The sequence below is a fragment of the Bacillus sp. FSL M7-0558 genome (assembly GCF_038003245.1).
Classification (GTDB): domain Bacteria; phylum Bacillota; class Bacilli; order Bacillales; family Bacillaceae; genus Bacillus; species Bacillus pumilus.
On record NZ_JBBOOU010000001.1, the window covers coordinates 1,726,272 to 1,751,413 of the forward strand.

Below are 25,142 nucleotides of genomic sequence, written 5' to 3' on the forward strand. Positions count from 1 at the left end.
TATGAGAAAATAGAAAAATTGCCTGTACAAAATGCGGAAATCATTGAGACTCTTTTCTGCACAATTTGTGATGAGAAAGCTACATTTTTCTAAGAAAAAACAAATTGTTGGTTTGTCCGCCTAAATGGGATGAATACAATGGAAATAGCACATCATTTCCTGGGAAACCGCAGAAATCCCTACAATATTCGGAATCTCGGGTCATTTTGACAGCAAACTTGGGCTTAAGCGGGCGATTGTCACGATTACAGCTCCACCCGAATAGAATAAAGAGAGAAGAGCGAGAGGTGAATACGTTGGAGCGAGCTGTCACATATAAAAACAACGGCCAAATCAATATTATACTTAACGGACAAAAGCAAGTATTGGTTGATGCAGATTCAGAGGCAGAATACCTAGAAGCCTTGCAGAAAAATGAGGCAAAACACAGCATCTTACGGGAAATAGAGCGTGAAATGAACAGCCTTGTCGGTATGGATGAAATGAAACGAAACATAAAAGAGATTTATGCTTGGATCTTTGTCAATCAAAAAAGGCAGGAACAAGGGTTAAAGGTAGGTAAACAAGCGCTTCATATGATGTTCAAAGGGAATCCGGGCACAGGGAAAACAACGGTTGCAAGACTTGTCGGGAAGCTTTTCTTTGAAATGAATGTCCTCTCAAAAGGTCACTTAATTGAAGCGGAACGCGGAGATCTAGTCGGCGAGTACATCGGTCATACTGCTCAAAAAACAAGGGATTTAATTAAAAAATCACTAGGCGGCATTTTGTTCATCGACGAAGCCTATTCTCTTGCCCGCGGAGGCGAAAAGGATTTTGGGAAAGAAGCGATTGATACCCTAGTCAAACATATGGAGGACAAACAGCACGAATTCATTCTCATTCTTGCTGGCTACTCCAAGGAAATGGATCATTTTCTATCATTAAACCCCGGCCTGCAATCGAGATTTCCAATCAATATCAGCTTTCCTGATTATACCGTCGATCAGCTCATGGACATTGCCAAACGGATGATGGCTGACAGAGAATATATATTTACTCAAGAAGCTGAATGGAAGCTGCGAGATTACTTAATGCACATTAAAAGCACCACGAGTCCTGCAAAATTCAGCAACGGCCGTTTTGTGCGAAACACGATTGAAAAGGCCATTCGAACCCAAGCGATGAGACTCCTGCTTGTGGATCATTATGATAAAAAAGATTTGCTCACGATTAAAAGTCACGATCTCCAAATGAAAGAGGATACGCCTACTTAAAATGGCGTATCCTTTTTATAAAGAGATACTAAAATAAACCATCCGAATAGTGGTATACGTGTGGTGTGTTTGGTATGATGGTACTACTGAAAACTTAAGTACAGAAAGGAAACAACTGACGTTGAATGAACATGAAATGACAGAAAAAGCGATCCTTGTCGGCTGTCAATTGCCGCATGTCACGGATGAACGCTTTCAATACTCAATGGAAGAATTAGCTTCCTTAACCAAAACGGCTGGCGGTGAAGCTGTCAGCGTAATGACGCAGAAGAGAAATAGACAAGACAGCGCAACATATATCGGTAAAGGGAAAGTAGAAGAGCTTGAAGTGCTTTGTGAGGAATTCGAATGTGATGTCATTATTTTTAATGATGAACTGTCTCCAAGTCAGCTAAAAGCTTTGGCAACTGCCTTAGATGTGAAAATTATCGATCGGACACAATTGATTTTAGACATCTTTGCAAAAAGAGCCCGGACAAGAGAGGGGAAGCTGCAAATAGAGCTTGCCCAGCTTCAGTATGCCTTGCCGAGACTAAGCGGACAAGGGATCAGCCTCTCAAGGCAAGGCGGAGGAATTGGCGCAAGAGGTCCAGGTGAAACAAAACTTGAAACAGATAGACGCCATATTCGAAACCGTATTCACGAAATTAACGGGCAATTATCTACAGTCAAAGAACACCGGACAAGATACCGGGAACGCCGGAAGAAAAATGGTGTGTTCCAAATTGCCATTGTTGGGTATACGAATGCCGGAAAATCTACTTTGTTTAACCAATTAACAGATGCAGATAGTCATGAAGAGGATCTGCTATTTGCGACACTTGATCCAATGACACGTAAGATGACATTAGCATCTGGCTACAGTGTGCTGATTTCAGACACCGTTGGTTTTATCCAAGACCTCCCAACAACACTCATTGCGGCATTTCGTTCCACTCTTGAAGAAGTGAAGGAAGCCGATTATTTGCTTCATGTCATTGATTCTTCTAATGAGGATTACGAAGGTCACGAACGGACGGTTCATGAGTTATTAGAAGAACTAGAAGCAGACCGTATACCGATGCTGACGGTTTATAACAAAGAAGATCAAATCAGACCGGATTTCATCCCATCTTCAAAGCATCGTCATCTGTTAATCAGTGCGAGACGCGAAGAAGATGTGAAGCGGTTAAAAGAAGATATCATGGCTGAACTGAAAAAAACCTTTTTAAAGCCATACCATGTGAAGATTCCAGCGTATGAAGGAAAGCTCATCTCCGCATTAAAATCAGAAACGCTCGTCGAATCGCTAGAATTTCAAAAAGAAGCAGAACTTTATGACATCACCGGGTTTAGCGGTGAGGAGCAGACCATATTAGGTCAAATCAAGAAGTATATGTTGTAAGAAAGGAATTAAATCAAGATGTTTCATACATTAAAACACGGCAGTATTTTAGAAAAAGTAGCAGCAGAAACAGAACAAGACATTTTTCACATGCATCAGCAAATTGATCAAAAGAGTGAACAAAATGAGTGGCGGGTGCTTGAAAGCTACCGAAAGCATAGAGTCAGTGACTCTCACTTTAATCCAACAACTGGATACGGCTACGATGATATGGGAAGAGACACGCTAGAAAAAATTTATGCGGACGTCTTCGGGGGAGAAAGCGGCCTTGTGCGTCCGCAGATCATTTCCGGCACACATGCCATTTCCATTGCGTTATTTGGTGTGCTGAGACCTGGCGATGAATTGATCTATATGACGGGAAAACCATACGATACGCTAGAAGAAATTGTAGGGATTCGCGGCAAAGAAGGGACAGGCTCATTAAAAGACTTCCAGATTGATTACAAGGCTATTGATTTAAGGCAAGATGGATCCGTCGATTATGACAAAGTAAAAGAGTCGATCTCCTCTAAAACAAAAATGATCGGCATTCAACGTTCAAAAGGCTATGCTTCAAGACCTTCCTTTACAATAGAAGAAATCAAGCAAATGATTTCATTTGTAAAAGAGATCAATGAAGAAATCATTGTGTTTGTGGACAACTGTTATGGTGAATTTACTGAATTACAAGAGCCATGTCATGTGGGAGCGGATCTTATGGCGGGTTCCCTTATTAAAAACCCAGGCGGCGGGCTTGCCAAAACAGGCGGCTACATCGTTGGAAAAGAAAAATGGGTAGAAGCTTGCTCTTATCGAATGACATCTCCGGGCATCGGCAGTGAAGCGGGTGCCTCGCTTTATGCGCTTCAGGAAATGTATCAAGGATTTTTCTTAGCACCGCATGTTGTGGCGCAAAGTTTAAAGGGTGCAGTGTTCACGGCTCGTTTTCTTGAGAAGCTCGGGTTCCAAACGAACCCGGCGTGGAATGCGAAAAGAACGGATTTAATTCAATCCGTCGAATTTGGTGATCCTAACAAAATGATTGCATTCTGTCAGGCGATTCAATATGCATCTCCGATCAACAGTCACGTCACACCGCATGCAAGCTATATGCCGGGTTACGAGGATGATGTCATTATGGCAGCGGGCACCTTCGTCCAAGGAGCTAGTATCGAATTGTCAGCAGATGGACCGATCAGACCGCCTTATACAGCCTACGTTCAAGGCGGACTCACGTATGCCCATGTGAAAAATGCGATTTGCAGTGCTGTAGATGCCTTAATGGAACAAGGTTTTATCGACATACCTGCTCGATAAAAAAATCCATGTTAATATTCCTAACATAATGTTGACACATAATATAACATGACATATAATAAATTTAAGCAAAGAGGAGGAGACAGTTGAGATGAGTGATAACATTCGCCGCTCAATGCCTTTATTCCCAATTGGGATTGTCATGCAGCTAACAGAATTATCTGCAAGGCAAATTCGCTATTATGAGGAAAATGGTTTAGTATTTCCAGCAAGAAGTGATGGGAATCGCCGATTATTTTCTTTCCATGATGTTGATAAATTACTAGAAATTAAAAACCTCATCGAACAAGGTGTAAACATGGCAGGAATCAAAAAACTTTTTGCCAAAGCTGAGGCAGAACATCCAGCGTCTGATGCAAAGACCGAGGAGAAATCCACAGCGAAGCACAACTTGACAGATGATGAACTCAGGAAGCTACTGAAGAAGGAACTCATTCAGGCTGGACGTTTCCAACAAGGAACGACCTTTAGGCAGGGGGATATGTCAAGGTTCTTCCGTTAACCAATTAGCAAAAGCATTGCTATACAATTTTACCTTTTGTAGGGGAGGAGTTTTACGAAATGGCAAAATACACAAGAGAAGATATCGTAAAATTAGTAAATGAGGAAAATGTAAAGTACATCCGTCTGCAATTTACAGACATTCTCGGAACGATTAAAAATGTTGAAATTCCTGTGAGCCAGTTAGGAAAAGCTCTCGATAACAAATGTATGTTTGACGGTTCATCTATTGAAGGTTTCGTACGTATTGAAGAATCAGATATGTATCTATACCCAGATCTCAACACATTTGTTATATTCCCTTGGACAGCAGAAAAAGGTAAAGTTGCACGCTTTATTTGTGACATTTACAAGCCAGACGGGACGCCATTTGATGGAGACCCACGTAACAACTTAAAGCGTGTCTTAAAGGAAATGGAAGACCTAGGATTTAGTGATTTCAACCTTGGACCTGAGCCAGAATTCTTCTTATTTAAATTAGATGAAAAAGGCGAGCCAACGCTTGAATTAAACGATAAAGGTGGATACTTTGACCTTGCACCAACAGATCTAGGCGAAAACTGCCGCCGTGATATCGTGCTTGAGCTTGAAGAAATGGGCTTTGAAATTGAAGCGTCTCACCATGAAGTAGCACCTGGACAGCATGAAATTGACTTCAAATATGCAGGCGCCATCCGTTCTTGTGATGACATTCAAACGTTCAAACTCGTTGTCAAAACGATCGCGAGAAAGCATGGTCTTCATGCGACATTCATGCCAAAACCATTGTTTGGTGTAAACGGATCTGGTATGCACTGTAACCTATCATTATTCAAAAATGGCAAAAACGCATTCTTTGATGAAAACGCAGATTTACAATTAAGCGAGACGGCTAGACACTTTATCGCAGGTATCGTCAAGCATGCAACTAGCTTTACAGCGGTCACAAACCCAACGGTGAACTCTTACAAGCGTCTTGTACCTGGTTATGAAGCACCTTGCTACGTGGCATGGAGTGCACAAAACCGTAGCCCATTAATCCGTATCCCTGCATCACGCGGCATCAGCACACGTGTAGAAGTGCGTAGCGTAGACCCATCTGCAAACCCATACCTTGCACTAAGCGTATTACTTGCAGCAGGTCTTGACGGAATTAAAAACAAACTAGACGCACCAGCACCAATTGACAGAAACATCTATGTCATGGACAAAGAAGAGCGCCTTGAAAACGGCATCTCTGATCTGCCTGCAACACTTGCAGAAGCACTTGAGCTGCTGAAATCAAACGAAGTCATGGTCAACGCGCTAGGCGATCACTTATTCGAGCACTTCATCGAATCAAAAGAAATCGAATGGGATATGTTTAGAACCCAAGTACACCCATGGGAACGCGATCAGTATATGTCTCAGTATTAATAGAGGAATCCCTTGGAGCCATTGGCTTCAGGGGGTTTTTGTTTTTGTGGGTATAGCGAAGGGCATGGATGAGCATTTTCGGTATGGCTACTTGTTTAAGTATACGATCATATGTATTGAATAAAGATGATTTCGGTAGGGGATATCCATCTTTCAATGAGAGTTACTAAATTCAACTCATACAGGTAAACGTCACTAAGAACGAGTCTAGCGTCATGTTATGAGCCGTTTTGATGTAAAGGTTTTGGGTCTCAATAGCTCATTTGATTTTTTGCTCTAAAATCAAGAGTTTTAATTATCAGTAAAAGACTCTGATTGCTGTATACTTCTATCCGGGATATTAAAACAAATGTACCCCATCTTGAACCGGATGGGGTAGCTGTATCAATAAATTCAATTTTTGTCTTGTGTAATAAAGTTTGTTTTATTTTAATATTTAATAATTGTTCTTCCCAAATGTTGGCCATTTTTAATGGCTTCAATTTTTTCAGGTAACGTATCGAGAGTAATCTCATTGACTAGAGTCGTTTGGGAGATATTCCACTCGTTTGCTATCTCGTTCCAAATTACTTTGCGTTTATTGATTGGCACATTTACAGAATCGATCCCTAGAAGGTTGATCCCTCTTAAAATAAAAGGTAACACAGTTGTTGTTAATTTAATTCCACCTGCATTTCCGCACATGCTCATGCTTCCACCGTAAGAAATTTGAGGGATTAATACAGAAGCTACATCTCCTCCAACAGTATCTAATACGAAGTCAAATTTTTGCTTGTTTAATGGTTTTTTTAGCTCTCCTAACTGGTTTGCAAAAATGACATCAGTTGCTCCTAAAGATTTTGCTATGTCAACTTGATTATCTTTACGCACTAAAGCAAAGATATTTTTGTACCCAATTTTAGATAATAATTGTATAGCGATGCTACCACCTCCACCAGTTGAGCCCGTAACGAGTATATTAGGTTGATTTTTTGTATTCATACCATTTTCTTGTAAAGCCATGATCGAAAGAGCGGCTGTAAAGCCTGCTGTTCCAAAAATCATCGCTTCTTTTAAAGTCAAGTTACTTGGCAAAGGAACAATCCAATCCGCAGGTACTCTAGCATATTCTGAAAAACCTCCAGTGTGGCTCATGCCCATAGCGAAACCTGTTACAATAACTTGTTGACCTTCTACGAAACGATTATCTGTTGTATGAACGATCGTTCCACTTAAATCAATTCCGGGAATCATCGGATAGTTACGAATAACACCTCCATTTTTTTGAACAGCCAGCATATCTTTATAATTGATTGAAGAATATGCAACTTTAATTAATACTTCTCCCTCAGATAAATCATTAACACTTACATTTTGAAGATCATAACTAACTTGATCATTTTTTTCTGTAACTAGAATCGCTTTAAATGAATCCACTATTTATCTTCCTCTCTAAAAATATATTATGACAAAACATTTCTGGTGCAAAAGTATTTCAATTAAAAAAATACCATGATATTATAGGTGAAGTCAATGTGGGGGAGATACGATGGAATTATCAGAGTGCATAAATTTTTTACTAAGTGTTAGTCAAAATAAAGTGTTTAAGTACTTTAGTAAGCTTTTAGAGGAATGTGATTTGACACCCGCTCAATATGGTGTGTTGAACTGTTTGTGGAGAGAGGGCCAGCTATCTCCCAAACAAATTGGAGAACTTGTGTATTTAGAAGCCTCAACAGTTTCTGGAATTTTAGATAAAATGCAAAAAGCTGACTTAATTGAACGCACAATAGATCCAAAAAACCGAAGAAATATTTTAGTAGATGCTACTCAAAAATCTTTAGTCATTAGAGATCAAGTTGAGGCAGCAACAATTGAGCTGAACAAAACAGCGCTTCAAAACTTGTCAAAACATGATAAGGTTGTGCTAAAGAAAGCATTGAATACAATTATAAATAATTTCCAATGATGTATTTTTATAAACAAGCTTCATATTAAATCCATAACCGCAAAAAAGCTCTTTTACTGGAGCCTTTTTGCGGTTTCTGTTCGATGCTTTGTGAATTTCTGCAAGTCATAATAAATGTCACATAAGGAGATTTGGTGGAAGGAGAGTGAGGCATGGAGAAAGTTCTTTCACATGTTGGTGTGAAAATAAATGAATGGTATAAAATGATCCTGCAATTCAGTGTCCCAGACGCAGAGATTTTGAAAGCTGAGGTAGAACAAAAGATTGAATAAATAGAAGAAGACCAGGATTTACTGATCTACTATCAATTAATTTGCTTTCGCCATCAGCTTATGCTTGATTATATAAAATCCTCACAGCAGCGGTCTTTATCTATTGCAGACTTCGTTGATAAAAACGAAAAGTCAAATCATCAACTTTCTGGTATGCTGCAATACTAATAATTATCCAGAGACTGTTAAACATCTTCGGTAGCAAAAAGCCTAAGAGCTGTTTGAATAAAGACATCTGTTGCTTTGGATATATCTTTCATATCAAGCACTGCAATATTGATATCTCTGAACGTATCTGGTGTTAATTCACGAAAAACGACTTGGTCTGGCAGTGACCAAATATTTTTTTTAGTTGTAATGGTTATTCCTAAACCTTCTTGTATCATACTTAACCCTGTCTCTATATACTCCATTTCAAACCGAACGTGAGGAGTTACGTTATACTTTTTAAATAAATCATGAACTTGTACCTCATAACCCCCTTTCCCCAATAGTATATCTTCACCTTGTAAGTCGGGAATACTTATTATTTCTTTCTGATATAAAGGATGGCTTGAATGCATCAGTACAATCAGTTGATCTTTCATTAAATGTACGGTATCAAAATCTTTATCAGGTGGAATAATAATGCCCACATCAATGTATTTAGAACGTAACCACTCTTTAACTTGATCTACACTCCCTTCTGAAAGTTTGATTTCTAGGCCTGGATATTGATTCTCCATTGCACGTATGATTTTAGGAATAAATCTAGTACAAGCAGTTCTGTAAGCTCCTATATGTATCTTCCCAATCTCTAACCCTTGTTCAGCTGCAACTAATTCATCTACTTTTTGTAATTCACTTAGAACCTTCCTGAAAATAACCAATATACGTTCTCCTATATCTGTGAAAAACAAGCCATTTTTCTTATCTCTTTCAATTAACTTTGTTCCTAGTTGCGATTCAATTGTCGCTACGGCTCGACTTACAGCCGGCTGTGTCATATGTAATTCCTCACCGGCTTTTGTAAAACTTCCTGTTTCAGAAATTTGGACAATTAGTTGAATTTGCGATCTATTCATAGCGTTTTTGTTATCTCCTGTATGATTAATATGCATTTCATTTATATTGGAACTTAATGTACCATAAAAGAAAATAGAACTTCAAGATATAATCCGAGACAATAAGTGAGGTTAATCATACTCATTAAGGTGATGATCATCATAACCTTATCATTTTGGGTTTGAATTTTATAGGAGGATTAACGTGAAAAATATTTTAATCATTAACGCACATGAGTACCATGAGATGGCCAAAGGCCAATTAAACCAGACATTAGTAGAAAGAATGGTAGACAAGCTAAGCCCACTTTATCATGTTAAAACCACAATTGTTGCAAATCACTATGATGTAAAAGAAGAACAGGAAAAATTCAAATGGGCTGATTTTGTGATTATTCAAACACCAGTTTATTGGTATCACTATCCTGCTGCATTTAAGAAGTACATGGATACTGTATATGAGCACGGAATTTTTTATAGAGGGACAGATATTTATGGTGAAGGAGGTTTATTAGAAGGACGTCATTACATGCTTTCTGTTACTTGGGGTGCAGGTGAATGGGTGTTCGATAATCCGATAGAGCAGCCTTTCTTTGAGGGGAAGGAAGTAGACGAGGTCCTAGTTGCAATGCACAAAGCACAGCAATTCATAGGGATGAAACCATTAAAAACACTCTCAAATCATTCGGCGCTCAAGCCTGACATGGAGAAAGTATTTGAAAAGACGGATCAGCATTTAGAAGAGGTATTTTCTTTATCTTAAAATGACAGAAATCCGTATTTGAGATGTATGCTTCACCATTCGCCCGAAAAAATTCCTAGTTTTGACCAATGACTTCAATCTTAAAAAGGAGAGAAGGATGATGAGTACTAGTGAAAAAAGAAGAGCGGGATTTTGTTCGCAATGCGTTTCAAAATGTGGAGTGATATCCGTTACACAAAATGATCAGTTAGTAAAGGTGCTCCCGGATAAAAATCATCCGAATGGGGGAATCTGTCCAAAAGGAGCAGCAGCACCTCAAATCGTCAATCATCCTGATCGCATCGTTTTTCCTTTAAAGAGAACTAACCCAAAGGGGCAAGATCCACTATGGGAGAAAATCACATGGGAAGAAGCCATCCAAACCATTGCAAGTAAACTAAAACAGATTCGTTCTGAAACAGGGGCAGAAACAGTTTCTTACACTTTTCCAACAGTTGGTGCAAGCGGAAGTTTTAGCTGGGGGCCATATTTACAGCGCTTGATGAATCTATACGGCACCCCCAACTATATTTCTCATACCAATGTCTGCCAGTGGGCAAGGGACGAGGGATCAAAATACACATATGGTGTTGGATTGCCTCAACCCGACATTGAACATGCTAGCTTGATATTGATATGGGGGCACAATCCAGCAGATACGAATCTTCAGACTTGGAAAAGGCTCATGGCAGCTAGAAAAAGAGGCAGTAAACTAGTAGTCATCGATCCACGCCGAACAACGACAGCTGCCGCAGCAGATTTATGGATTGCTCCGAATCATGGAACTGATATCGCTTTAATATTAGGGTGTCTTCAATTTTTAATTGAGAACCATTCGTATGATGAGCAATTTCTTCTCCAATGGACCAATGCCCCTTTCTTAGTGGATAAGCGAACAGGAAAATTCCTTCGACCAGCACATCATCAGCCATATGAATTTTTAGTTCTTGATCAAAAACAGAAGCCATTTAAAATCGATACTCGGGCAGATCCTGAGACATGGTCAGAACATATTTTACTTTCAGGCGAATACGAAAATGAGGACGTTTCTTCAGAAACCGTTTTTTCTCAATTATTGAAACAAGTATCTTCATTTACAATGGAACATGTGGAAAAAATAACGGGTATTCCAGCTGAGAAATTAACGGAACTTGGGGAATTATTAAGCCAAGAAAATCCGATAGCCTATTATTCATGGAATGGATTAGAACAGCATGTAAATAGTTCATCTACCAATCGAGCATTATGTATCCTTTATAGTCTGACCGGTTGTTTTGATAAGCAAGGGGGGAATATTATCCTTCCGTCTTTACCAGTAAACTTAATAAAAGTTCAAGATTTACTGCCAACTTCACAAGAGCAGAAGCGTTTAGGATTAGATCAGAGACCTTTAGGTGCTCCAAAAATATCTGCTTCAGGGTATGATTTTGTTCATGCTGTATTAAACGAATCTCCGTATTATATGAGAGGGTTGTTAAGTTTTGGGGGTAATATGGTCACTCAAAACCCTGGAACCAAGAATATGATAGAAGCCTTGAAAAAATTAGAATTTCATGTACACGTTGACATGTTTCATAGTCCAATGACGAAGTTTGCAGACATTGTATTACCAGCTGCACATGCATGGGAGTCCCCAAGTTTGTTGGCAGGCTTTGAAGGGAATTTACAAACGGCTCAACATATTCAATACAAACCTGCAATGTCAAAGGCTCCTGGGGAAGCTCGTCCTGATCTACAAATAATCATGGAAATAGCGGTTGAAATGGGTTATCAAGAAGAGTTTTGGAATGGAAATATTGAGAAAGCGTTTAATGACTATCTTAAACCAGTGAATGTCACATTAGACCAACTTCGATCTCACCCTGAAGGTCTGTCTGTGCCCTTAAAAATAAAATATTGTAAATATAGAGAAAAAATGAATGAAAGAGTCAAAGGTTTTTCTACTCCGACAAGAAAGCTGGAGATTTATTCCGAGTTTTTGTTAGAGCATGGATATGATCCACTGCCCCAATTTGAAAAACCATTAACTGTTCCGCAATATCAGAATCAATCGAATGATTTTCCGTTAGTTCTTTCTTCTTTTAAATTAAAAGGTTTTTGTCATAGCCAGCATCGTAATATTGCTAGACTAAGGAAACTGCATCCCGATCCTTTTGCTGAAATTCATCCCCAAACAGCTCAAATGTATAGGCTAAATGAAGGTGAATGGATTTATTTAGCCTCTCCTTTCGGCAGGATGAAGGCAGTCGCTCGACTGACAGAAAGTATACCCGTGGGGACAATATATACTCAAGCGGGCTGGTGGGATGAGTGTGATGAACTTGAATTAGCTGGATTTGATCCATTTTCAGTAGAAGGTGCAAATGTCAATCAATTAATAGGTACCGATGAGGTTGACCCCATATCAGGTTCTGAACCATTAAAATCTTATCGATGTCAGATTTATAAGATAGGATAGATCCTTTGCCCTAATTAAAGCAAAAAAGCTGATGACTCCCAGAGGTGGAGGCTTCAGCTTTTTGCTTTTATACTAAAAATGTCATATCAATTTGTTTATGTGTTACATGATTAATATGCATTTTATTTATGTTATGGCTTCATGTACCATTAAATAGGATTACACATCAAGAAAAGTATCGGAGGTAACAAATTTGATCAGTCGTCATATATTATTTCTATTTGCACTTATATTAGCTGCATTTAATCTTAGGCCTGGTATAACATCAGTTAGTCCAGTTTTGCACGGAATATCAAATGAATTAGGGATGAGTTCTGCTTCAGCTAGTCTACTTACATCTATTCCTTTATTATGTTTTGGCTTTTGCTCGTTATTCGCTGGTCGTTTAGCAAATCGCTATCAATCAGAGAAAACCATCACATTTTTTATCGCTTTTATAGGTATTGTAACGTTTTTGCGTTTCTTTACAAACTCGTCAATCTATCTATTGATAACGGCTTTATTCATTGGCGCAGGAATCGGAATTGTAAGTCCTTTACTCTCTGGTTTCATCAAAAGTCACTTTCCGGAGAAGGCAGCCTCCATGATAGGCATATATTCTACTTCAATGGTCGTTGGAGCATCCATTTCTATTGGGTTAACGTCACCACTTCAACATTGGCTCAATAATTCATGGAAAAATGGATTAGCATTCTGGAGTATTCTTGCGTTAATCGCTGTCCCACTATGGCTTATGGTCATTAAACAATCTCATACACAAACAGCATCACAAAAGAGAAATGCCATTTTGCCATTAAAAAATAAAAAGGCGTGGTTATTAACCTCTTTTGTAGGGCTTGTTACTCTTATGTTTTATTGTTTTGCAGCTTGGCTACCAGCCATTGTGGAGGAAAAAGGATGGACGTCAGCATTTGGTGGTCTTGTAGGTACAATAGCTATGATTGCTCAGCTGCCAGCTACTCTTTTATTGCCTAGTCTCTTGAAGAAGCTGCCAAGTAGAAGACTATGGATTATAATCTTTACCCTTAGTGTAATGACGGGCTTATCTCTTTTATGTTTTACAAACGTGACACCAATTGTTTCAAGTATATGTCTAGGGATTGGCAGTGGTGGTCTTGTCTCACTCACTTTATTATTACCAATAGATAAGGCATCGTCCCCTATGGAAGCAAGTACTTGGTCAGCAATGACTCAAGCAATTGGATACATGATTGGTGCAACGGGTCCATTTATCATCGGTTTTCTTCATGATTTTCTAGGTAGCTTCGTTCCAACATTATATCTTCTAATATGTTTAGGTTTCATTGTTATGTTATTGGGATGGAAAATCACTAAGCCAGTACATGCTAAAGGAGACGGGGTATCTGTGAAATAAATCTATTCTTATAACTGTAAGGTTAGCCAGTACTCATTTGAAGTATTTATTCAGGAAAGGGGGTGATAATGATGGAGGATAACTTGAAGTTACAGCAGGCGACAAAAATATATAAAGCACTCGGTGAACCAACCCGATTAAAAATTGCTCGTTTGCTTGCTAATGAAGCAAATTTATGTTGTTCAGATATAGGAATAAAACTTGAATCAATTGCCGGATCAACTTTATCCCATCACTTAAAACAATTAACTGATTGCGGGCTAATAAGTACTTATAAAGAAGGTACATATATATACTACAGCCTAGACCGTGAATTGATTGGAAAGTATGCTCCATATGTGATGGAGTAATTTTTCTTGTCCGGATTATGGCTAAATTACTCGATAGGTATTCTCATCTAAATTTTGAGTAGATCCATTACTAGTACTTTATATAAAAAAGCTAAAGCGAATCATCTATCTTTATCATAAGCGCGTTAAATTCATGGGTGTCACCTTTATAAAACATTTTTAAAGAAACTGTAAAGGTCACTTTTTCTACATGCAAAAATCAGCTCTTTACAGCTAATTTTTCAAACGCTCGGTTAATTTATGAAATTAAATCTAAATTTCTAGAAATACCGAAATATAAAACCAAAAGGAGAAAGATGATGAGAAAAAATATTGGAGCAAAATCTTACGTGTTACCACAACCAGTTTTTATTATTGCAGCGTATGACGAAAATGGAATTCCGAATGCCATGGCTTCTACATGGGGCGGTATTAGTAATGAAAATGAAATTTCAATCTGCATTAGTTCAGAACGAAAGACGTTAAAGAATATCATGCTGCATGGTGCATTTACCGTAAGCATGTCAGATGCGTCTTTTCTTGAGGCATGTGATTATCTTGGGAATGAAACTGGAAACGAGGTTCCAGATAAATTTGCAAGAGCTGGATTTCATGCAGTTAAGGCGGACTTTGTTGATGCACCACTGATTGAGGAACTTCCATTTGCGTTAGAGTGTAAAGTGAAAAGTTATGATGAAAAAGAATGGCGCATGATTGCTGAAATCGTGAACATCAGTGTTGAGGAGGATATACTAGATGAGAAAGGTAAAGTCAATCTGGATAAATTCAGTCCGCTTGTATTTGATCGGGGAAGTAGAAATTACCATAAAATAGGAGAGAAAGTAGGGGATGCTTTTGAGGATGGACTGTATCTTAAGAACAAGTAAAAAATCAGCAAAAAAGTGGCCTTTCTCTACCAAGGAGGGCGCCCATAGCTCTTACTTATCTTGTTTGAGAGTTACATTTCCAACTACCACTGCTTTTTCAGAACCTGTAACTTAATTGGAACTTGTTCCTGTCTACATTGTAAAAGCCAGTCAAAGCAAGTTCTCCAAAAGTATAAGAAGCGTAACACTTTAAGCTCTTTACAGTTAATTTTTCAAGCGCTCGGTTAATTTATGAAAATAAATCTGTATTTCTAGAAATATCGAAATATAAAACAAATAGGTGTGAATTATTTTGTCAAATATATGGAAAATTTATTTATTAGCTGCCATTAGTTTTCTTAATGGTACATCAGAATATGTTATTGCGGGAATCTTAGACAAAATTGCTGAGGCTAATCACATTTCAGTTTCATCTGCAGGACAGTTAATCACTGTGTTTTCAGTAGCTTTTGGTGCAGGGACCCCCTTTCTAATTGCTATGTTGGCTCGAATGGACCGAAAAAAACTTCTTGTCTATGCTTTAACCGTTTTCTCTGTCATTAATATTCTTATTGCGATGATAACAGGATATGAAATGCTAATGGCGGCTAGAATCATTTCTGCCCTAAGTGCTGGTGTTATGCAGGTCACAGTTCTAACCCTCGCAGCAGTTTTAGCAGCTCCAGGAAAGCAAGGGGGTGCGATTGCTACAGTTATTATGGGACAAAGTTCTGCTTTGGTTGCAGGTGTACCTATAGGAAGAGTTGTGGCTTCACATTATGATTGGAATGTCATATTCATTGGACTTGGGGCAGTAGGATTACTTTTCTCTGTCTTAACGTTGTTCGCTATACCAAAAACAGTTGATGAAGAACCCGTACCTTTGCGTGAACAGTTTAAATTTTTTATGAAACCACGTATCGCAGCATACTTGCTCATCACTTTTCTATGGTTAGGTGCATATTCGGTTGTATTTACGTACATTTCACCATATTTCCTAGACATATTCGGAATGAGTAACCATGGGGTAACGACAGCTCTTTTTATATTTGGTATCGCTAGTGCTATTGGAGCCCAATTAGGAGGCTTTAGTACAGATAAGTGGGGGGCGTTTAGGACATTAGCTGGAGGAATGGTACTCCACGCTATTGCACTATTGTTATTCCCGTTTATCGGTCAATTTGCTTTTCTTTTCTATGTATTGCTTATTTTCTGGGCACTTGCAGCTTGGTCTTCCGGCTCGCCAATACAATTTCAGCTAATAAGTCTTGCTCCTGCTGCAGCAAGTATTGTGCTTAGTTTACACAGTGCTTTGGGACAACTTGGAATGGCAGGTGGAGCTGGTATCGGCGGTATTGCTGTCAAAAATGGTTTGTTGAATTATCTTTCTTGGATTGGGGCTTTTACCCTTGCTATTGCTGTCGTAGTTACTGTAGTTGACAACGTTCTGTCTAAACGAAAAACAGTTTAAAGAAACTCAGAGTCCTCTTTGTATATGATTCAACTTCTGCATAATAATGCCCAAATAGTGGCATTCAAAGGCAGCTCTGGAGGATAATTGGTTAAAAAACGATAAAGTGGATTAAAGTGTCAGGCTCCTTATGGTATTCTAGTAAAAGAATATTCCATAAAAGGAGTCTTTTTTATATGAAAATATTAGATGCTCCATCTTTACTATCAGCTGTCGAACAGAGGTCAAAGGCCTATCATGAGCTTCAAGAAGAGATGAAACTTGTGAAAAAAGCATTAAAAGGTGTATCGGGATTAGGTGATGAGTTTACTGGAAAAGGTGCAGATAATATCAAAGCTTTTTATAATGATCTTGCACTATACACAGACACTTATCTTGATTTTATCGATATGCAAAAAGCTTTTTTAGATGGAGTGAAAGGAAAGCTGGATGATGAATCATTAGGCGGGAGTACATTTATTGATGAGCACTTCCTAGATGCTCAATTGAAGCAAGGCATTCAGAACAATAAAGATATGGTCAAGGAACAAAAAGAAGCTCTTTCCACTATTTTTGACGATATCAGTGATTTGATTGAATTACACACATTTTCAAGTAAAGAGGTCAATGAACATTTAGACGATGCGAACAAAAAAAGAAAAGAGACAATTGATGCTTTACATAAAATAGATCATGAGCTAAAAACAGAATACGCAAAATCAGAAGCGATTGAGAATCACCTCAAAACTTTTTATGCAAAGATGATGGCTGCTACAGGAAAAGGAAAGAACGCTCAGCCCATGTATTATGATGCAAAAGCATTTCATGAGACAGATGTGTACAAGAATCATGATAAAATCGATGCACAGGTGAAAGCATATTTAAAAGTGAAAAAAGAAGAAAAAGAGAAACGAAGAATTAAAGAATTGAAAGAAAAGCTCAATGATCCTTCGTGTATATCAGAAGCGAAATACTTTGAGATTGTAGACGAAATTGGATATGAAAATCTTTCTTACGATCAAAAGATGTATTACAGCCAGCTGCTCCAAATCAAAGCGCAGGAAGAAGCATCAGAGGTATTCGTTGATAGTGTAAAAGGTGCTGCAGTTGGTCTATATGATGTGGCCAAAGATACAGTGACCGGAATATATGATCTTGTGACAGACCCTGGTGGTGCCGTAGAATCAGTCATTACGGCTGTTTCTCATCCAATTGAAACATCGAAAGCGATTGGAAAATCAATTTCAGACTCATTCCAAAAAGAAGTCATAGATGGTGATGCGTATTCTCGTTCACACTGGTTCGCCTATGCGACTGGTTCACTAGCAGAAATCGTCTTTGGTTCCAAAGGGGCAGGAGCCATCACAAAAACAGGGACAACCGCGGCCAAAACTACAGTGAAGAAAGGGCTTGAACAAGGAGCAAAATCATTAGACAGAGTCTCTATTCCGAATCTATTGCCGTACTCACCAAAGTTTCAAATGGCTGGTGGACCGAAGCTTCCGTACAATGTATTTGACGGCGAAAATCTCAAAAATAAACTCCTCTCCATGGCAAAGCGTCTCGACAACAATTCAGGCTACGGAATCTCTAAGACAGGCAGACGATTACCAGCACCTAAATCACCACCGGCTGTTGTCAGTTACGGAGATCACTATGTTAGATGGAAACGTAAAAAAGTATTAAAACCAAATGTCGTTTATTCAACAAAGCAAGGCTACACCTACACAACCGATCACTACGGACGTATTGTCAAAGTTGAAGCAAGTGATTTAAAATACGGAGAGGTCAAAAGAAACCAATACGCCCAATCTAATTCAGGTAAGCCAGATCGATTACTGGATGATGATGGTGGGCATTTAATTGCGTCAATTTTTAAAGGTTCAGGTGATATTGATAACCTGCTTCCGATGAATTCACAGATTAATCGTAGTGGCGGGAAATGGTACACTATGGAGCAACGGTGGTTGAAAGCTTTAAATTCAAACCCACCTAAACAAGTAGCAGTGAGCATTGAACCTATCTATAAAGGAGATTCATTACGACCTGTTAGTTTCTCTGTGGAGTATAAAATTGGAGAACGTTATTCTCAAGCATTTATTAAGAATCAACCTGGAGGTTAAAACTCAATGGAAGAATTAGAAATAAACTATAAAAAAATAGCAGAATCAATTAATGAATTAATACCATGTGATTGGGATAAAGTTTGGATGTATGCAGAAATACTTGATGATTCGGCTGAGATAGTGTTTTATTTTAATGAGCAAAATGAAAAAGAATATGTAAATGGACATCAAATTCCTCATAAATATAATGTAAGTAAGTCAACATACATCCACTTATTATACGAACTTAGTGAAATTTTTGAAGAGTTGAAAAAGACATATATACAAAATGATTTAGGTGCTTGGACAACAGCTACTCTCCAATTAGATGTTTCAGGGAAATTCACTATTGATTTTGGATACGAAGATGTTTATTCTTTAGGAATTGACAATATACAGAGAATAGCAGTTTGGGAATATGAAACCTTTGGATTTCTCCCTGAAGATGAGGAAGATAAAGAAGCTGTATTAAATTATTTAAAAAATAAAGACAACAACTAACACGAATTACCCTCCTAATCAAGGAGGGTTTTTGTATGCCTGAATTTTATATATTTCATAATATAAATACCTCAATTCACTTATCTAAACCGATAAACCGTCACTTCACACCCACCCAATACCTCTTCAATCATGCCTTCCACAATCGCCCAATCGCCGCCCGCCAGTCCGCAGCCGATCCCGTAGGGAATGGCGATGGAAGTATGGTTTTTCTTTTCATTTGAATGGGTTACTGTGTCTTTTAGGCTTTGTAAGCAGCTGCGTAAGGCATCGTAGTCCGTTTGCATTCTTTTTCTTCCGTATCCGGTTTGAGCAAATAAGTTGGCAATTGTTTTTCCGTCATTAGTTGTGATGAGTTGAACGGAGCTTAACAAGTCATCTCCTTGTTCTGTACATAATTCTTTATACTCTTTGTACACATTGGGGTATTTGCTTTTGATTTGTTTGGCTAATCCAGCGCCCATGACCCCTTTACAGTTCACCTGGTGACAGATGATGTCTTCACTTGCCTCTAAAATGTTGCCATCCACTGTTTTGATCATATCGTGTAACCCCTTTTTCATAAAATAGAAACATAAGTTCTATTTTATCAGTTTTGACCAAATGATTTAATAGCAAAATGCTTTTTATGAGTTTCGTTTATTTGAAGACACTTCAGAATAACTTGATTGTCAAAGCTGGTGCATGTCATCTAAAATATGAAGAGACTAGAAAACACGAAATAAAGCAAAAACAGTGAGGAGTCATTTATGAATCAATTAGAAACGAATCGTTTAATGCTTAGACCGTTTTGCGATGAAGATGCAGCAGGGATGCTTGAGTACTTGTCTAATCCAAGAGTAAATTGTTTCCTCGCTGATCGAATTTCTTCATTAGAAGAAGCTTTGGCTAAAGTGCAAAAGAGAAAAAAAGACCATTCATATGTAGCGGTTTGTTTAAAAGAAAGTGGGCAGATTATCGGTGAGTTGTTTCATTTAAAAGAGGATCCCGATACGTATTCAATCGGCTGGAATTTCAATGAAGCATATGAAGGAAAGGGATATGCACGAGAGAGCGCTGTGGCGCTTTTGTCCTATTTATTTGTAGAAAAGGCAGCAAGGCGGCTTTATGCCTATGTAGAAGATGATAATGTCCGTTCGCAGGCATTATGTGAGCGATTAGGCATGCGGAGAGAAGGCCTTTTTCTTGAGTTTATTTCATTTACTACATATGAGGATGGCACCCCTAAATATGAAAACACGTACCAATATGCTTTACTTAAAAAGGAATGGGAGCAGCATCACTCTCTATAGAGCAGTAAGTAAATGATGTCAGTGACAGCAAAGTGACAAACATGTCATATGGTTCCATGGTTTGTTCGTTCAATCGATGGAAGAGTCATCTTATTTCAATTATCCTTGTCATAAATCGAGGAAAAAGGAATGAAATGAGATGCAGCGATATAATGAAGATTTATTTAGGTGGGTGAATCAGCTCAGTATCGATCATGGTTATTTGAATCCGATATTCATTGGACTAGCTGAATATACTGTGCTGTTAGCAGCGCTCACGTGTCTGTTCATATGGTTTCAAAATCGAAGTGAAACCAATAGGGGGATGGTGGTATCTGCTGGACTTACTTTCATATTGGCAGAGTTAACTGGGAAAATTGCAGGATTTTTTTATTCCAACCAGCAGCCCTTTGCCGAAATGAGTCATGTCAATCTTTTGATTCAAAAGGAAGTGAATAACTCTTTTCCGAGTGATCATACCATCTTTATTTTTTCTGTATGTCTGATCTTTTGGCTTTTTCACAAACGCCATGTTTATTGGCTGATCATAGCGTGCGCCGTTGGTTTTTCTAGGATATGGGTAGGTGTCCATTATCCTTTTGATGTCTTAGCAGGGGCTGTTATAGCGTGTTTAATAGCGGTTGCAGTTGTCTATTTGCCGATATGTCAAAGGAGCGTGAATGCCATCTTGTCATGTTATGAGTGGCTTGAGCAGAACGTTGTAAGGAAGAGAACAAAATAACATGTTGCAGCAAAATGCCCCGATCTGATAATGGCTCAGATCGGGGTACTTTTTATTTTCGCCAAAACGTTGTACAATCCGCTTTATCTTCGATATTAAATTCGATGATTTTCTTTAGGAGAGGATAATCAACTGGTAAGCTTTCCTTCATGCGAAACATCTTTTTTCCATGATCGTAACCCGCTTGTACAATGTCAGCTGAAAAGTGATCGATTCCTTTTCCTTCTGGTGCGACAGAAATGTGATGTTTTGCCACGCTAAACCCAATAATAAATGTGCCATGGTCTGTGAACATGGGCTGATTCCAAGCAATTTTTGGTTCTAGTTGAGGGAATGTGTCTAATATCCATTGTAAAATGTCTTGCGTGCGCTGCTTCAGCTCTGGGTTACCGATGTTGCTTACATATTCTTTAAACACATGCATGATGTTTTATCCTCCCATTCCATCGACCTCATAAGCCTCAGACGGGATTCGAACCCGCACTCCTTTCGTAAGCATAGGCTAGGGGCAACACGCTTCCCTACGGAATTTCACCGACAGGAGTTTCGCCTGTCTCAGCTCATGTACTTTTCGGTGCTTCTGAAACCCTTGCCTTGCGACCCGCCAGCTACAATTTGTTTTACGGCGCTCTTCCCTTCTAGAGCTACTGAGGCGCGGAAGTTATTGATCATATTATATAAAGAAACTGGATAAATGAAAAGCTGCGCTGATAATAAGTTTACTGATCTTTAGACGAATCGCACAAAATAGTCATAGGCACATATGATAAAAGACCATATGGATTTGTATACAGCATTGAATTGGGCTGATGGAAAGTGACAAACCTGTTGATGAGTAAACTGAAAGAGATAAACAATCAAACAAAAAATGAAAGCTTTACTCACAAACGTCCAATAAGTTCTCCTTTATTGCTCATCAGGAAATATGCGGAATCTTTCTACTCATGGGTGTTCTTTGATAGAAGTGTCCAACAGGAATAACCGATCCTGCACAATTGTAACCGCTAACTCAATGTACGCCTCCAGTGCTTGTTGTCCTAGGCGGGACAGCGGTTTCTTTGCCTAATAATCAGAGTTTAGATGGTTTTACGGCAAGTGGTGGAAATACGATTTTTACAGTGCCAGTCTCGGGTCGCTATTTCATCACTTATCAAGTGAACACAAATGCAGCGCTGCTTGCTGGAACAAGGCTGGTTAACAGCGGATCTGCCATTCCTGGTTCTATATTAACACCCGCTTTATCGGCATCTACCTACAACGTATCACTCATTACAACACTTGCAGCAGGTAACCAAATTTCTCTCCAAATTTTCGGTTTAGTCGCAACAGTGGTGTTACTTGGGGGAGGTTCTGTTGGAGCGGCACTTACCATCATACGATTGGAATAAGTACAAAAAGCCCCCAAAAAGGGCTTTTTTCATTTCATCCGAGATGATTGTTTATTTTAAAACCGAAAAAAGACGGAATTTTTACGCAAACATCATTGGTTAGAAAAAAGAAAAGCTTTTTCAAAGGAAACGGTTATTGAAGATTTAAGTGATTCATATTAAAATGATCTCGAATGGACTAATTAGCAATTGCTAATAGAAGTTCCATATTTAGTGAAATCATGTGATGCAGCTGAAGGTGATTGGGGGTGTAGAATGAGCAAGATTCCTGTTGCGGAATTGGCATCATTATTAAATGACTGGAACATGGAAATTAAAAAAGATCATGCAGATGAGGCAGAACGGCTATTTGCTAAAGCGAAACAAGCAGTAGAGGAAATTGATGATGCGGACATCCTTATGTACTATTCTCTTCTTGAGAAGAGGCATCACATTCTCATGTACAATTTAAGAGGTCAAAAGGGCAGTGTTTCAACGAAAAGTATGGAAGGTCTCCACGGGAAAAAAGAGGATGACTTATCTAACCGCCTTGCCTACTATTTTGATTTTTATGAGGGTGTGTATGAGCAGCATCAAGGGAATTACGAGGTTGCATTGCAAATGTATCAAAGTGCTGAAAAGCTCTTAGATAAAATTCCAAGTGAGATCGAACGTGCTGATTTTGATTTTAAGGTGGCCTGGCTTTACTACCGGCTTAGTCATATCATGCTCTCACTAAGCTATATCAGGAGAGCCCTTCACGTTTATAAACGGCACAAGCATTATGAAAGAAGAACGGCACTTTCATATTCCCTCATAGCGGCGAATCAAACAGAGATCGGCCGGTATGAAGAGGCGCTTGAAAATTATCGTTTGGCGGAAGAGGTTTTGACAAGCGAGCAGGATGATTTTATGCTGGCTCAGCTTCATCACAATGTGGCCATTTTATATTCATTTTGGAATAAACCGAAAGAATCAATACGTCATCTTGAAAAAGCATTGTCCCATCAAGAATATTACGAGTCGGATTTCTTTTTCCATTCTACGTATCTGATGAGCCGGGAACTCTGTGTGATTGGTGAAAAGCAGCGTGCAAGCCACTATATAGAGGCTGCGTATGCGAGAATAAAAGATGCTTCTCATGAAGTGTTTCAGCTGAAAATAGGCATCGTCCATGACCTTTACTTAACGAATGCACCACAAAGATTTCAACAAATTGATGAGAAATTAAGAAAGTTAGAAGAGAAGAATGAATATCATGAAGTAAAAGAGCTTTCACATTTTGCGGCTAAGTATTGTGAAAAGCAAGCACTTTATGAGCAGTCTGTTTTTTATTTGAACAAAAGTTTAGAAGCGGATTTACATATGAAAAGAATGGGGTTGATTTAAGATGAAAACAGGTTTAAAAGTATTATTCGTTGTAGGTTTAGCGATCGCTGCGTCAGTTCTTACTCAAAACGTTGCGGGTTCTTTCGAAGTAGCAGAAAAAATCATTGGTGGTTAATCCACCATTTATCTCTTGCCCTTGTTGATTATCGTCAGCAAGGGTTTTTTGTCTTTTAATAGGCTCTTCTTATTAAACGCTACAAGAACGTTTAATAAGAAGAATTCGCAACAAAGGGGGTGTGCAAATTTGTTACCTGCCTCATTATTCTAAATAAACATAGGGCAGAGCAACAAGTTAAAAAGGTCACCTTTCTTTGCTTAATTTAATTTTTTGCAGGACTTTTCATTCAAATTTTCTCAAATTGGTCTATTGTACATAGAAGTAAAAGAAAAAGCGGGAACACCGCTCCATTTGTCATGCATATGATGAGATGAAGTGTATCTAGAAGGTAGGTGATTGTATGGACCCACGGGTATATGGAGGTTTTCATGGAGGCGGTTTTAGCGGAGGAGCAGTGGGGCCACATATTGGCTTTGGCGGGTATTATGTGAGCCCTGGCGTGTTCTCTGGTTTAGGAGGTTATCCTGGATATGGTGGATTCGGGACATTTTCTGGATATTCTCCATACGGCTCCACGTTCATTATGGGGCGTCCTCCTGGTTTTTATGTAAGAAGTTATTAGTGGTTTCATTACAGAGATTGAAATAGCCATCTTTCGATTGGCTATTTCAATTGATGAAAGTGCTTGAATGCAGCAGTGATCACAATGACCCCTAGGATAGAGATAGGCAGCCAAATGATGATAAACGGATCGAATGCATCTGTGTATGCCGCTAATGCAGCACCTAGGCAGTAAAAGACAATAGAGCCTATTCGCATGAAACTGACATGCTGAATGGGAGCTGTTCTTTTTTCCCGATGTGAAATGCGCTGAGCCAAATCCTCAAATAGGTTGGCGAGTGTATTCGTTAGAACCGTTGTGGAAATGCCAGCCACATTTAATTTGCGGGCGGCCGCTGTCTGCAGGCCCATGGCCATGCTTAAAAGGATAATGAGCATAAAATAAGCACCTTGTGTATAAGGGAAAATGGTCATGAGAACAAATAGAAGCAGTATCAGGACTTCTATGATAAAGATACGTGTAACGGCTTTCGGCCAAAATGTTTTCTCATGCTTTCCGCCTATCACAACAGCAAGTAAAATCCCTAATACAAATCCACTCAGTGCGGTGATGGAATGAAGGGCCGTAAGCTGCAAGGAGCTTCCTGCTGCAATGCCAAGTAGCACAATATTACCTGTCATATTGGCTGTAAATACATGCCCTAAGCTCAAATAGCCAATCACATCCACAATACCTGCTGCAAGGCACAAGAAAATAAGTGCTATATTTCGAAATGAATGTGCGGTCAAAATGGTCATCCCTTTCTTACTCTCTAATGAGTAAGTGTAAC

Annotated in this window: 24 protein-coding genes and 1 pseudogene; 20 read left to right on the forward strand and 5 right to left on the reverse strand. The window is 38.8% G+C overall.

The features are described from left to right. Positions 1-296: 296 nt before the first annotated feature. The 5 genes from spoVK to glnA all read left to right on the forward strand — a co-directional run bounded on the left by spoVK (position 297) and on the right by glnA (position 5,835). Entirely contained in the window at positions 297-1,256 is a 960-nt protein-coding gene (gene spoVK, locus MHB79_RS08565; protein ID WP_003211912.1) for a stage V sporulation protein K, read from the forward strand. 121 nt (positions 1,257-1,377) lie between these two features. Continuing rightward, the gene (gene hflX / locus MHB79_RS08570) at positions 1,378-2,640 is read left to right on the forward strand and encodes a GTPase HflX (protein ID WP_106028917.1); all 1,263 of its coding nucleotides are present in this window, start codon (positions 1,378-1,380) and stop codon (positions 2,638-2,640) included. Between the two features lie 18 nt (positions 2,641-2,658). Continuing rightward, on the forward strand, positions 2,659-3,939 hold the full coding sequence (locus MHB79_RS08575; RefSeq protein WP_340989491.1) for a methionine gamma-lyase family protein: 1,281 nt from the start codon (positions 2,659-2,661) through the stop codon (positions 3,937-3,939). Between the two features lie 91 nt (positions 3,940-4,030). Next, positions 4,031-4,441, forward strand: coding sequence for a MerR family transcriptional regulator (locus MHB79_RS08580; RefSeq protein ID WP_050944935.1), 411 nt, complete (start codon positions 4,031-4,033; stop codon positions 4,439-4,441). A 59-nt stretch (positions 4,442-4,500) separates the two neighbouring features. After that, positions 4,501-5,835: a type I glutamate--ammonia ligase gene (gene glnA, locus MHB79_RS08585; RefSeq protein ID WP_340989493.1), complete on the forward strand. Its 1,335-nt coding sequence runs from the start codon at positions 4,501-4,503 to the stop codon at positions 5,833-5,835. 429 nt (positions 5,836-6,264) lie between these two features. On the opposite strand, the gene MHB79_RS08590 is transcribed toward glnA, so the two are convergent. Beyond that, complete coding sequence (locus MHB79_RS08590; protein ID WP_340989495.1) at positions 6,265-7,251, reverse strand: YhdH/YhfP family quinone oxidoreductase; 987 nt, start codon at positions 7,249-7,251, stop codon at positions 6,265-6,267. Between the two features lie 112 nt (positions 7,252-7,363). Between MHB79_RS08590 and MHB79_RS08595 the strand changes: the two genes are divergently transcribed. Both MHB79_RS08595 and MHB79_RS08600 read left to right on the forward strand, forming a co-directional pair. Continuing rightward, positions 7,364-7,783 (forward strand): MarR family winged helix-turn-helix transcriptional regulator, encoded by a 420-nt coding sequence (locus tag MHB79_RS08595; protein ID WP_340989497.1) that lies wholly within the window; start codon positions 7,364-7,366, stop codon positions 7,781-7,783. A gap of 152 nt (positions 7,784-7,935) precedes the next feature. Continuing rightward, positions 7,936-8,131: pseudogene (locus tag MHB79_RS08600) on the forward strand (response regulator aspartate phosphatase); the annotation flags it as partial. Positions 8,132-8,240: 109 nt separating this feature from the next. On the opposite strand, the gene MHB79_RS08605 reads toward MHB79_RS08600, so the two are convergent. After that, positions 8,241-9,119 (reverse strand): LysR family transcriptional regulator, encoded by an 879-nt coding sequence (locus tag MHB79_RS08605; RefSeq protein WP_340989499.1) that lies wholly within the window; start codon positions 9,117-9,119, stop codon positions 8,241-8,243. A 184-nt stretch (positions 9,120-9,303) separates the two neighbouring features. Here MHB79_RS08605 and MHB79_RS08610 point away from each other — a divergent pair, with 184 nt between their 5' ends. The 8 genes from MHB79_RS08610 (at position 9,304) to MHB79_RS08645 (ending at position 18,924) form a co-directional block, all read left to right on the forward strand. Next, positions 9,304-9,861, forward strand: coding sequence for an NAD(P)H-dependent oxidoreductase (locus MHB79_RS08610; RefSeq protein ID WP_268420691.1), 558 nt, complete (start codon positions 9,304-9,306; stop codon positions 9,859-9,861). Between the two features lie 100 nt (positions 9,862-9,961). Next, a complete protein-coding gene (locus tag MHB79_RS08615; protein WP_335355656.1) occupies positions 9,962-12,298 on the forward strand; it encodes a molybdopterin-containing oxidoreductase family protein in 2,337 nt (778 codons plus the stop codon). Positions 12,299-12,491: 193 nt separating this feature from the next. Continuing rightward, positions 12,492-13,673, forward strand: coding sequence for an MFS transporter (locus tag MHB79_RS08620; RefSeq protein WP_335355657.1), 1,182 nt, complete (start codon positions 12,492-12,494; stop codon positions 13,671-13,673). Between the two features lie 71 nt (positions 13,674-13,744). Next, positions 13,745-14,023 carry an ArsR/SmtB family transcription factor gene (locus tag MHB79_RS08625; RefSeq protein ID WP_417894476.1) on the forward strand — a complete coding sequence of 93 codons (279 nt, stop codon included), beginning with the start codon at positions 13,745-13,747 and terminating at the stop codon, positions 14,021-14,023. Between the two features lie 299 nt (positions 14,024-14,322). After that, positions 14,323-14,889, forward strand: coding sequence for a flavin reductase family protein (locus tag MHB79_RS08630; RefSeq protein ID WP_335355659.1), 567 nt, complete (start codon positions 14,323-14,325; stop codon positions 14,887-14,889). Between the two features lie 292 nt (positions 14,890-15,181). Then, positions 15,182-16,339: an MFS transporter gene (locus tag MHB79_RS08635; protein ID WP_340989502.1), complete on the forward strand. Its 1,158-nt coding sequence runs from the start codon at positions 15,182-15,184 to the stop codon at positions 16,337-16,339. A gap of 176 nt (positions 16,340-16,515) precedes the next feature. Further along, positions 16,516-18,441, forward strand: coding sequence for a T7SS effector LXG polymorphic toxin (locus tag MHB79_RS08640; protein WP_310023829.1), 1,926 nt, complete (start codon positions 16,516-16,518; stop codon positions 18,439-18,441). A 6-nt stretch (positions 18,442-18,447) separates the two neighbouring features. After that, positions 18,448-18,924, forward strand: a complete 477-nt coding sequence (locus MHB79_RS08645) for an immunity protein YezG family protein (RefSeq protein ID WP_268458599.1) — start codon at positions 18,448-18,450, stop codon at positions 18,922-18,924. Positions 18,925-19,004: 80 nt separating this feature from the next. Here the strand turns inward: MHB79_RS08645 and MHB79_RS08650 are convergent, their stop codons facing one another. Then, positions 19,005-19,466 carry a macro domain-containing protein gene (locus MHB79_RS08650; protein WP_212046736.1) on the reverse strand — a complete coding sequence of 154 codons (462 nt, stop codon included), beginning with the start codon at positions 19,464-19,466 and terminating at the stop codon, positions 19,005-19,007. A gap of 207 nt (positions 19,467-19,673) precedes the next feature. On the opposite strand from MHB79_RS08650, the gene MHB79_RS08655 reads away from it, so the two are divergent. Together MHB79_RS08655 and MHB79_RS08660 are read left to right on the forward strand one after the other, a co-directional pair. Then, entirely contained in the window at positions 19,674-20,216 is a 543-nt protein-coding gene (locus MHB79_RS08655; protein ID WP_340989506.1) for a GNAT family N-acetyltransferase, read from the forward strand. 139 nt (positions 20,217-20,355) lie between these two features. After that, positions 20,356-20,937 (forward strand): undecaprenyl-diphosphatase, encoded by a 582-nt coding sequence (locus tag MHB79_RS08660; protein ID WP_340989508.1) that lies wholly within the window; start codon positions 20,356-20,358, stop codon positions 20,935-20,937. A 52-nt stretch (positions 20,938-20,989) separates the two neighbouring features. On the opposite strand, the gene MHB79_RS08665 is transcribed toward MHB79_RS08660, so the two are convergent. Further along, positions 20,990-21,361 (reverse strand): iron chaperone, encoded by a 372-nt coding sequence (locus tag MHB79_RS08665; protein ID WP_050944919.1) that lies wholly within the window; start codon positions 21,359-21,361, stop codon positions 20,990-20,992. 634 nt (positions 21,362-21,995) lie between these two features. Here MHB79_RS08665 and MHB79_RS08670 point away from each other — a divergent pair. The 3 genes from MHB79_RS08670 (at position 21,996) to MHB79_RS08680 (ending at position 24,373) form a co-directional block, all read left to right on the forward strand. Continuing rightward, positions 21,996-22,325, forward strand: a complete 330-nt coding sequence (locus MHB79_RS08670) for a BclA C-terminal domain-containing protein (RefSeq protein ID WP_308218267.1) — start codon at positions 21,996-21,998, stop codon at positions 22,323-22,325. A gap of 255 nt (positions 22,326-22,580) precedes the next feature. Further along, positions 22,581-23,693: a response regulator aspartate phosphatase gene (locus MHB79_RS08675; RefSeq protein WP_050944915.1), complete on the forward strand. Its 1,113-nt coding sequence runs from the start codon at positions 22,581-22,583 to the stop codon at positions 23,691-23,693. Positions 23,694-24,151: 458 nt separating this feature from the next. Beyond that, complete coding sequence (locus tag MHB79_RS08680) at positions 24,152-24,373, forward strand: hypothetical protein (RefSeq protein ID WP_008343948.1); 222 nt, start codon at positions 24,152-24,154, stop codon at positions 24,371-24,373. A 41-nt stretch (positions 24,374-24,414) separates the two neighbouring features. Here the strand turns inward: MHB79_RS08680 and MHB79_RS08685 are convergent, their stop codons facing one another. Then, positions 24,415-25,110: a YoaK family protein gene (locus MHB79_RS08685; protein WP_268458595.1), complete on the reverse strand. Its 696-nt coding sequence runs from the start codon at positions 25,108-25,110 to the stop codon at positions 24,415-24,417. Positions 25,111-25,142 lie beyond the last annotated feature (32 nt).

What these genes read in the sequence shown, in the direction of transcription:
- glnA (WP_340989493.1), top strand. Translation starts at nt 4,501, where the DNA reads ATGGCAAAATACACAAGAGAAGATATCGTAAAATTAGTAAATGAGGAA.
- MHB79_RS08615 (WP_335355656.1), top strand. Translation starts at nt 9,962, where the DNA reads ATGAGTACTAGTGAAAAAAGAAGAGCGGGATTTTGTTCGCAATGCGTT.
- MHB79_RS08645 (WP_268458599.1), top strand. Translation starts at nt 18,448, where the DNA reads ATGGAAGAATTAGAAATAAACTATAAAAAAATAGCAGAATCAATTAAT.
- MHB79_RS08660 (WP_340989508.1), top strand. Translation starts at nt 20,356, where the DNA reads ATGCAGCGATATAATGAAGATTTATTTAGGTGGGTGAATCAGCTCAGT.
- MHB79_RS08655 (WP_340989506.1), top strand. Translation starts at nt 19,674, where the DNA reads ATGAATCAATTAGAAACGAATCGTTTAATGCTTAGACCGTTTTGCGAT.
- MHB79_RS08595 (WP_340989497.1), top strand. Translation starts at nt 7,364, where the DNA reads ATGGAATTATCAGAGTGCATAAATTTTTTACTAAGTGTTAGTCAAAAT.
- MHB79_RS08665 (WP_050944919.1), bottom strand. Translation starts at nt 21,361, where the DNA reads ATGCATGTGTTTAAAGAATATGTAAGCAACATCGGTAACCCAGAGCTG.
- MHB79_RS08650 (WP_212046736.1), bottom strand. Translation starts at nt 19,466, where the DNA reads ATGATCAAAACAGTGGATGGCAACATTTTAGAGGCAAGTGAAGACATC.
- MHB79_RS08675 (WP_050944915.1), top strand. Translation starts at nt 22,581, where the DNA reads ATGAGCAAGATTCCTGTTGCGGAATTGGCATCATTATTAAATGACTGG.
- MHB79_RS08580 (WP_050944935.1), top strand. Translation starts at nt 4,031, where the DNA reads ATGAGTGATAACATTCGCCGCTCAATGCCTTTATTCCCAATTGGGATT.
- MHB79_RS08640 (WP_310023829.1), top strand. Translation starts at nt 16,516, where the DNA reads ATGAAAATATTAGATGCTCCATCTTTACTATCAGCTGTCGAACAGAGG.
- MHB79_RS08680 (WP_008343948.1), top strand. Translation starts at nt 24,152, where the DNA reads ATGGACCCACGGGTATATGGAGGTTTTCATGGAGGCGGTTTTAGCGGA.
- MHB79_RS08685 (WP_268458595.1), bottom strand. Translation starts at nt 25,110, where the DNA reads ATGACCATTTTGACCGCACATTCATTTCGAAATATAGCACTTATTTTC.
- MHB79_RS08575 (WP_340989491.1), top strand. Translation starts at nt 2,659, where the DNA reads ATGTTTCATACATTAAAACACGGCAGTATTTTAGAAAAAGTAGCAGCA.
- MHB79_RS08625 (WP_417894476.1), top strand. Translation starts at nt 13,745, where the DNA reads ATGGAGGATAACTTGAAGTTACAGCAGGCGACAAAAATATATAAAGCA.
- MHB79_RS08605 (WP_340989499.1), bottom strand. Translation starts at nt 9,119, where the DNA reads ATGAATAGATCGCAAATTCAACTAATTGTCCAAATTTCTGAAACAGGA.
- MHB79_RS08630 (WP_335355659.1), top strand. Translation starts at nt 14,323, where the DNA reads ATGAGAAAAAATATTGGAGCAAAATCTTACGTGTTACCACAACCAGTT.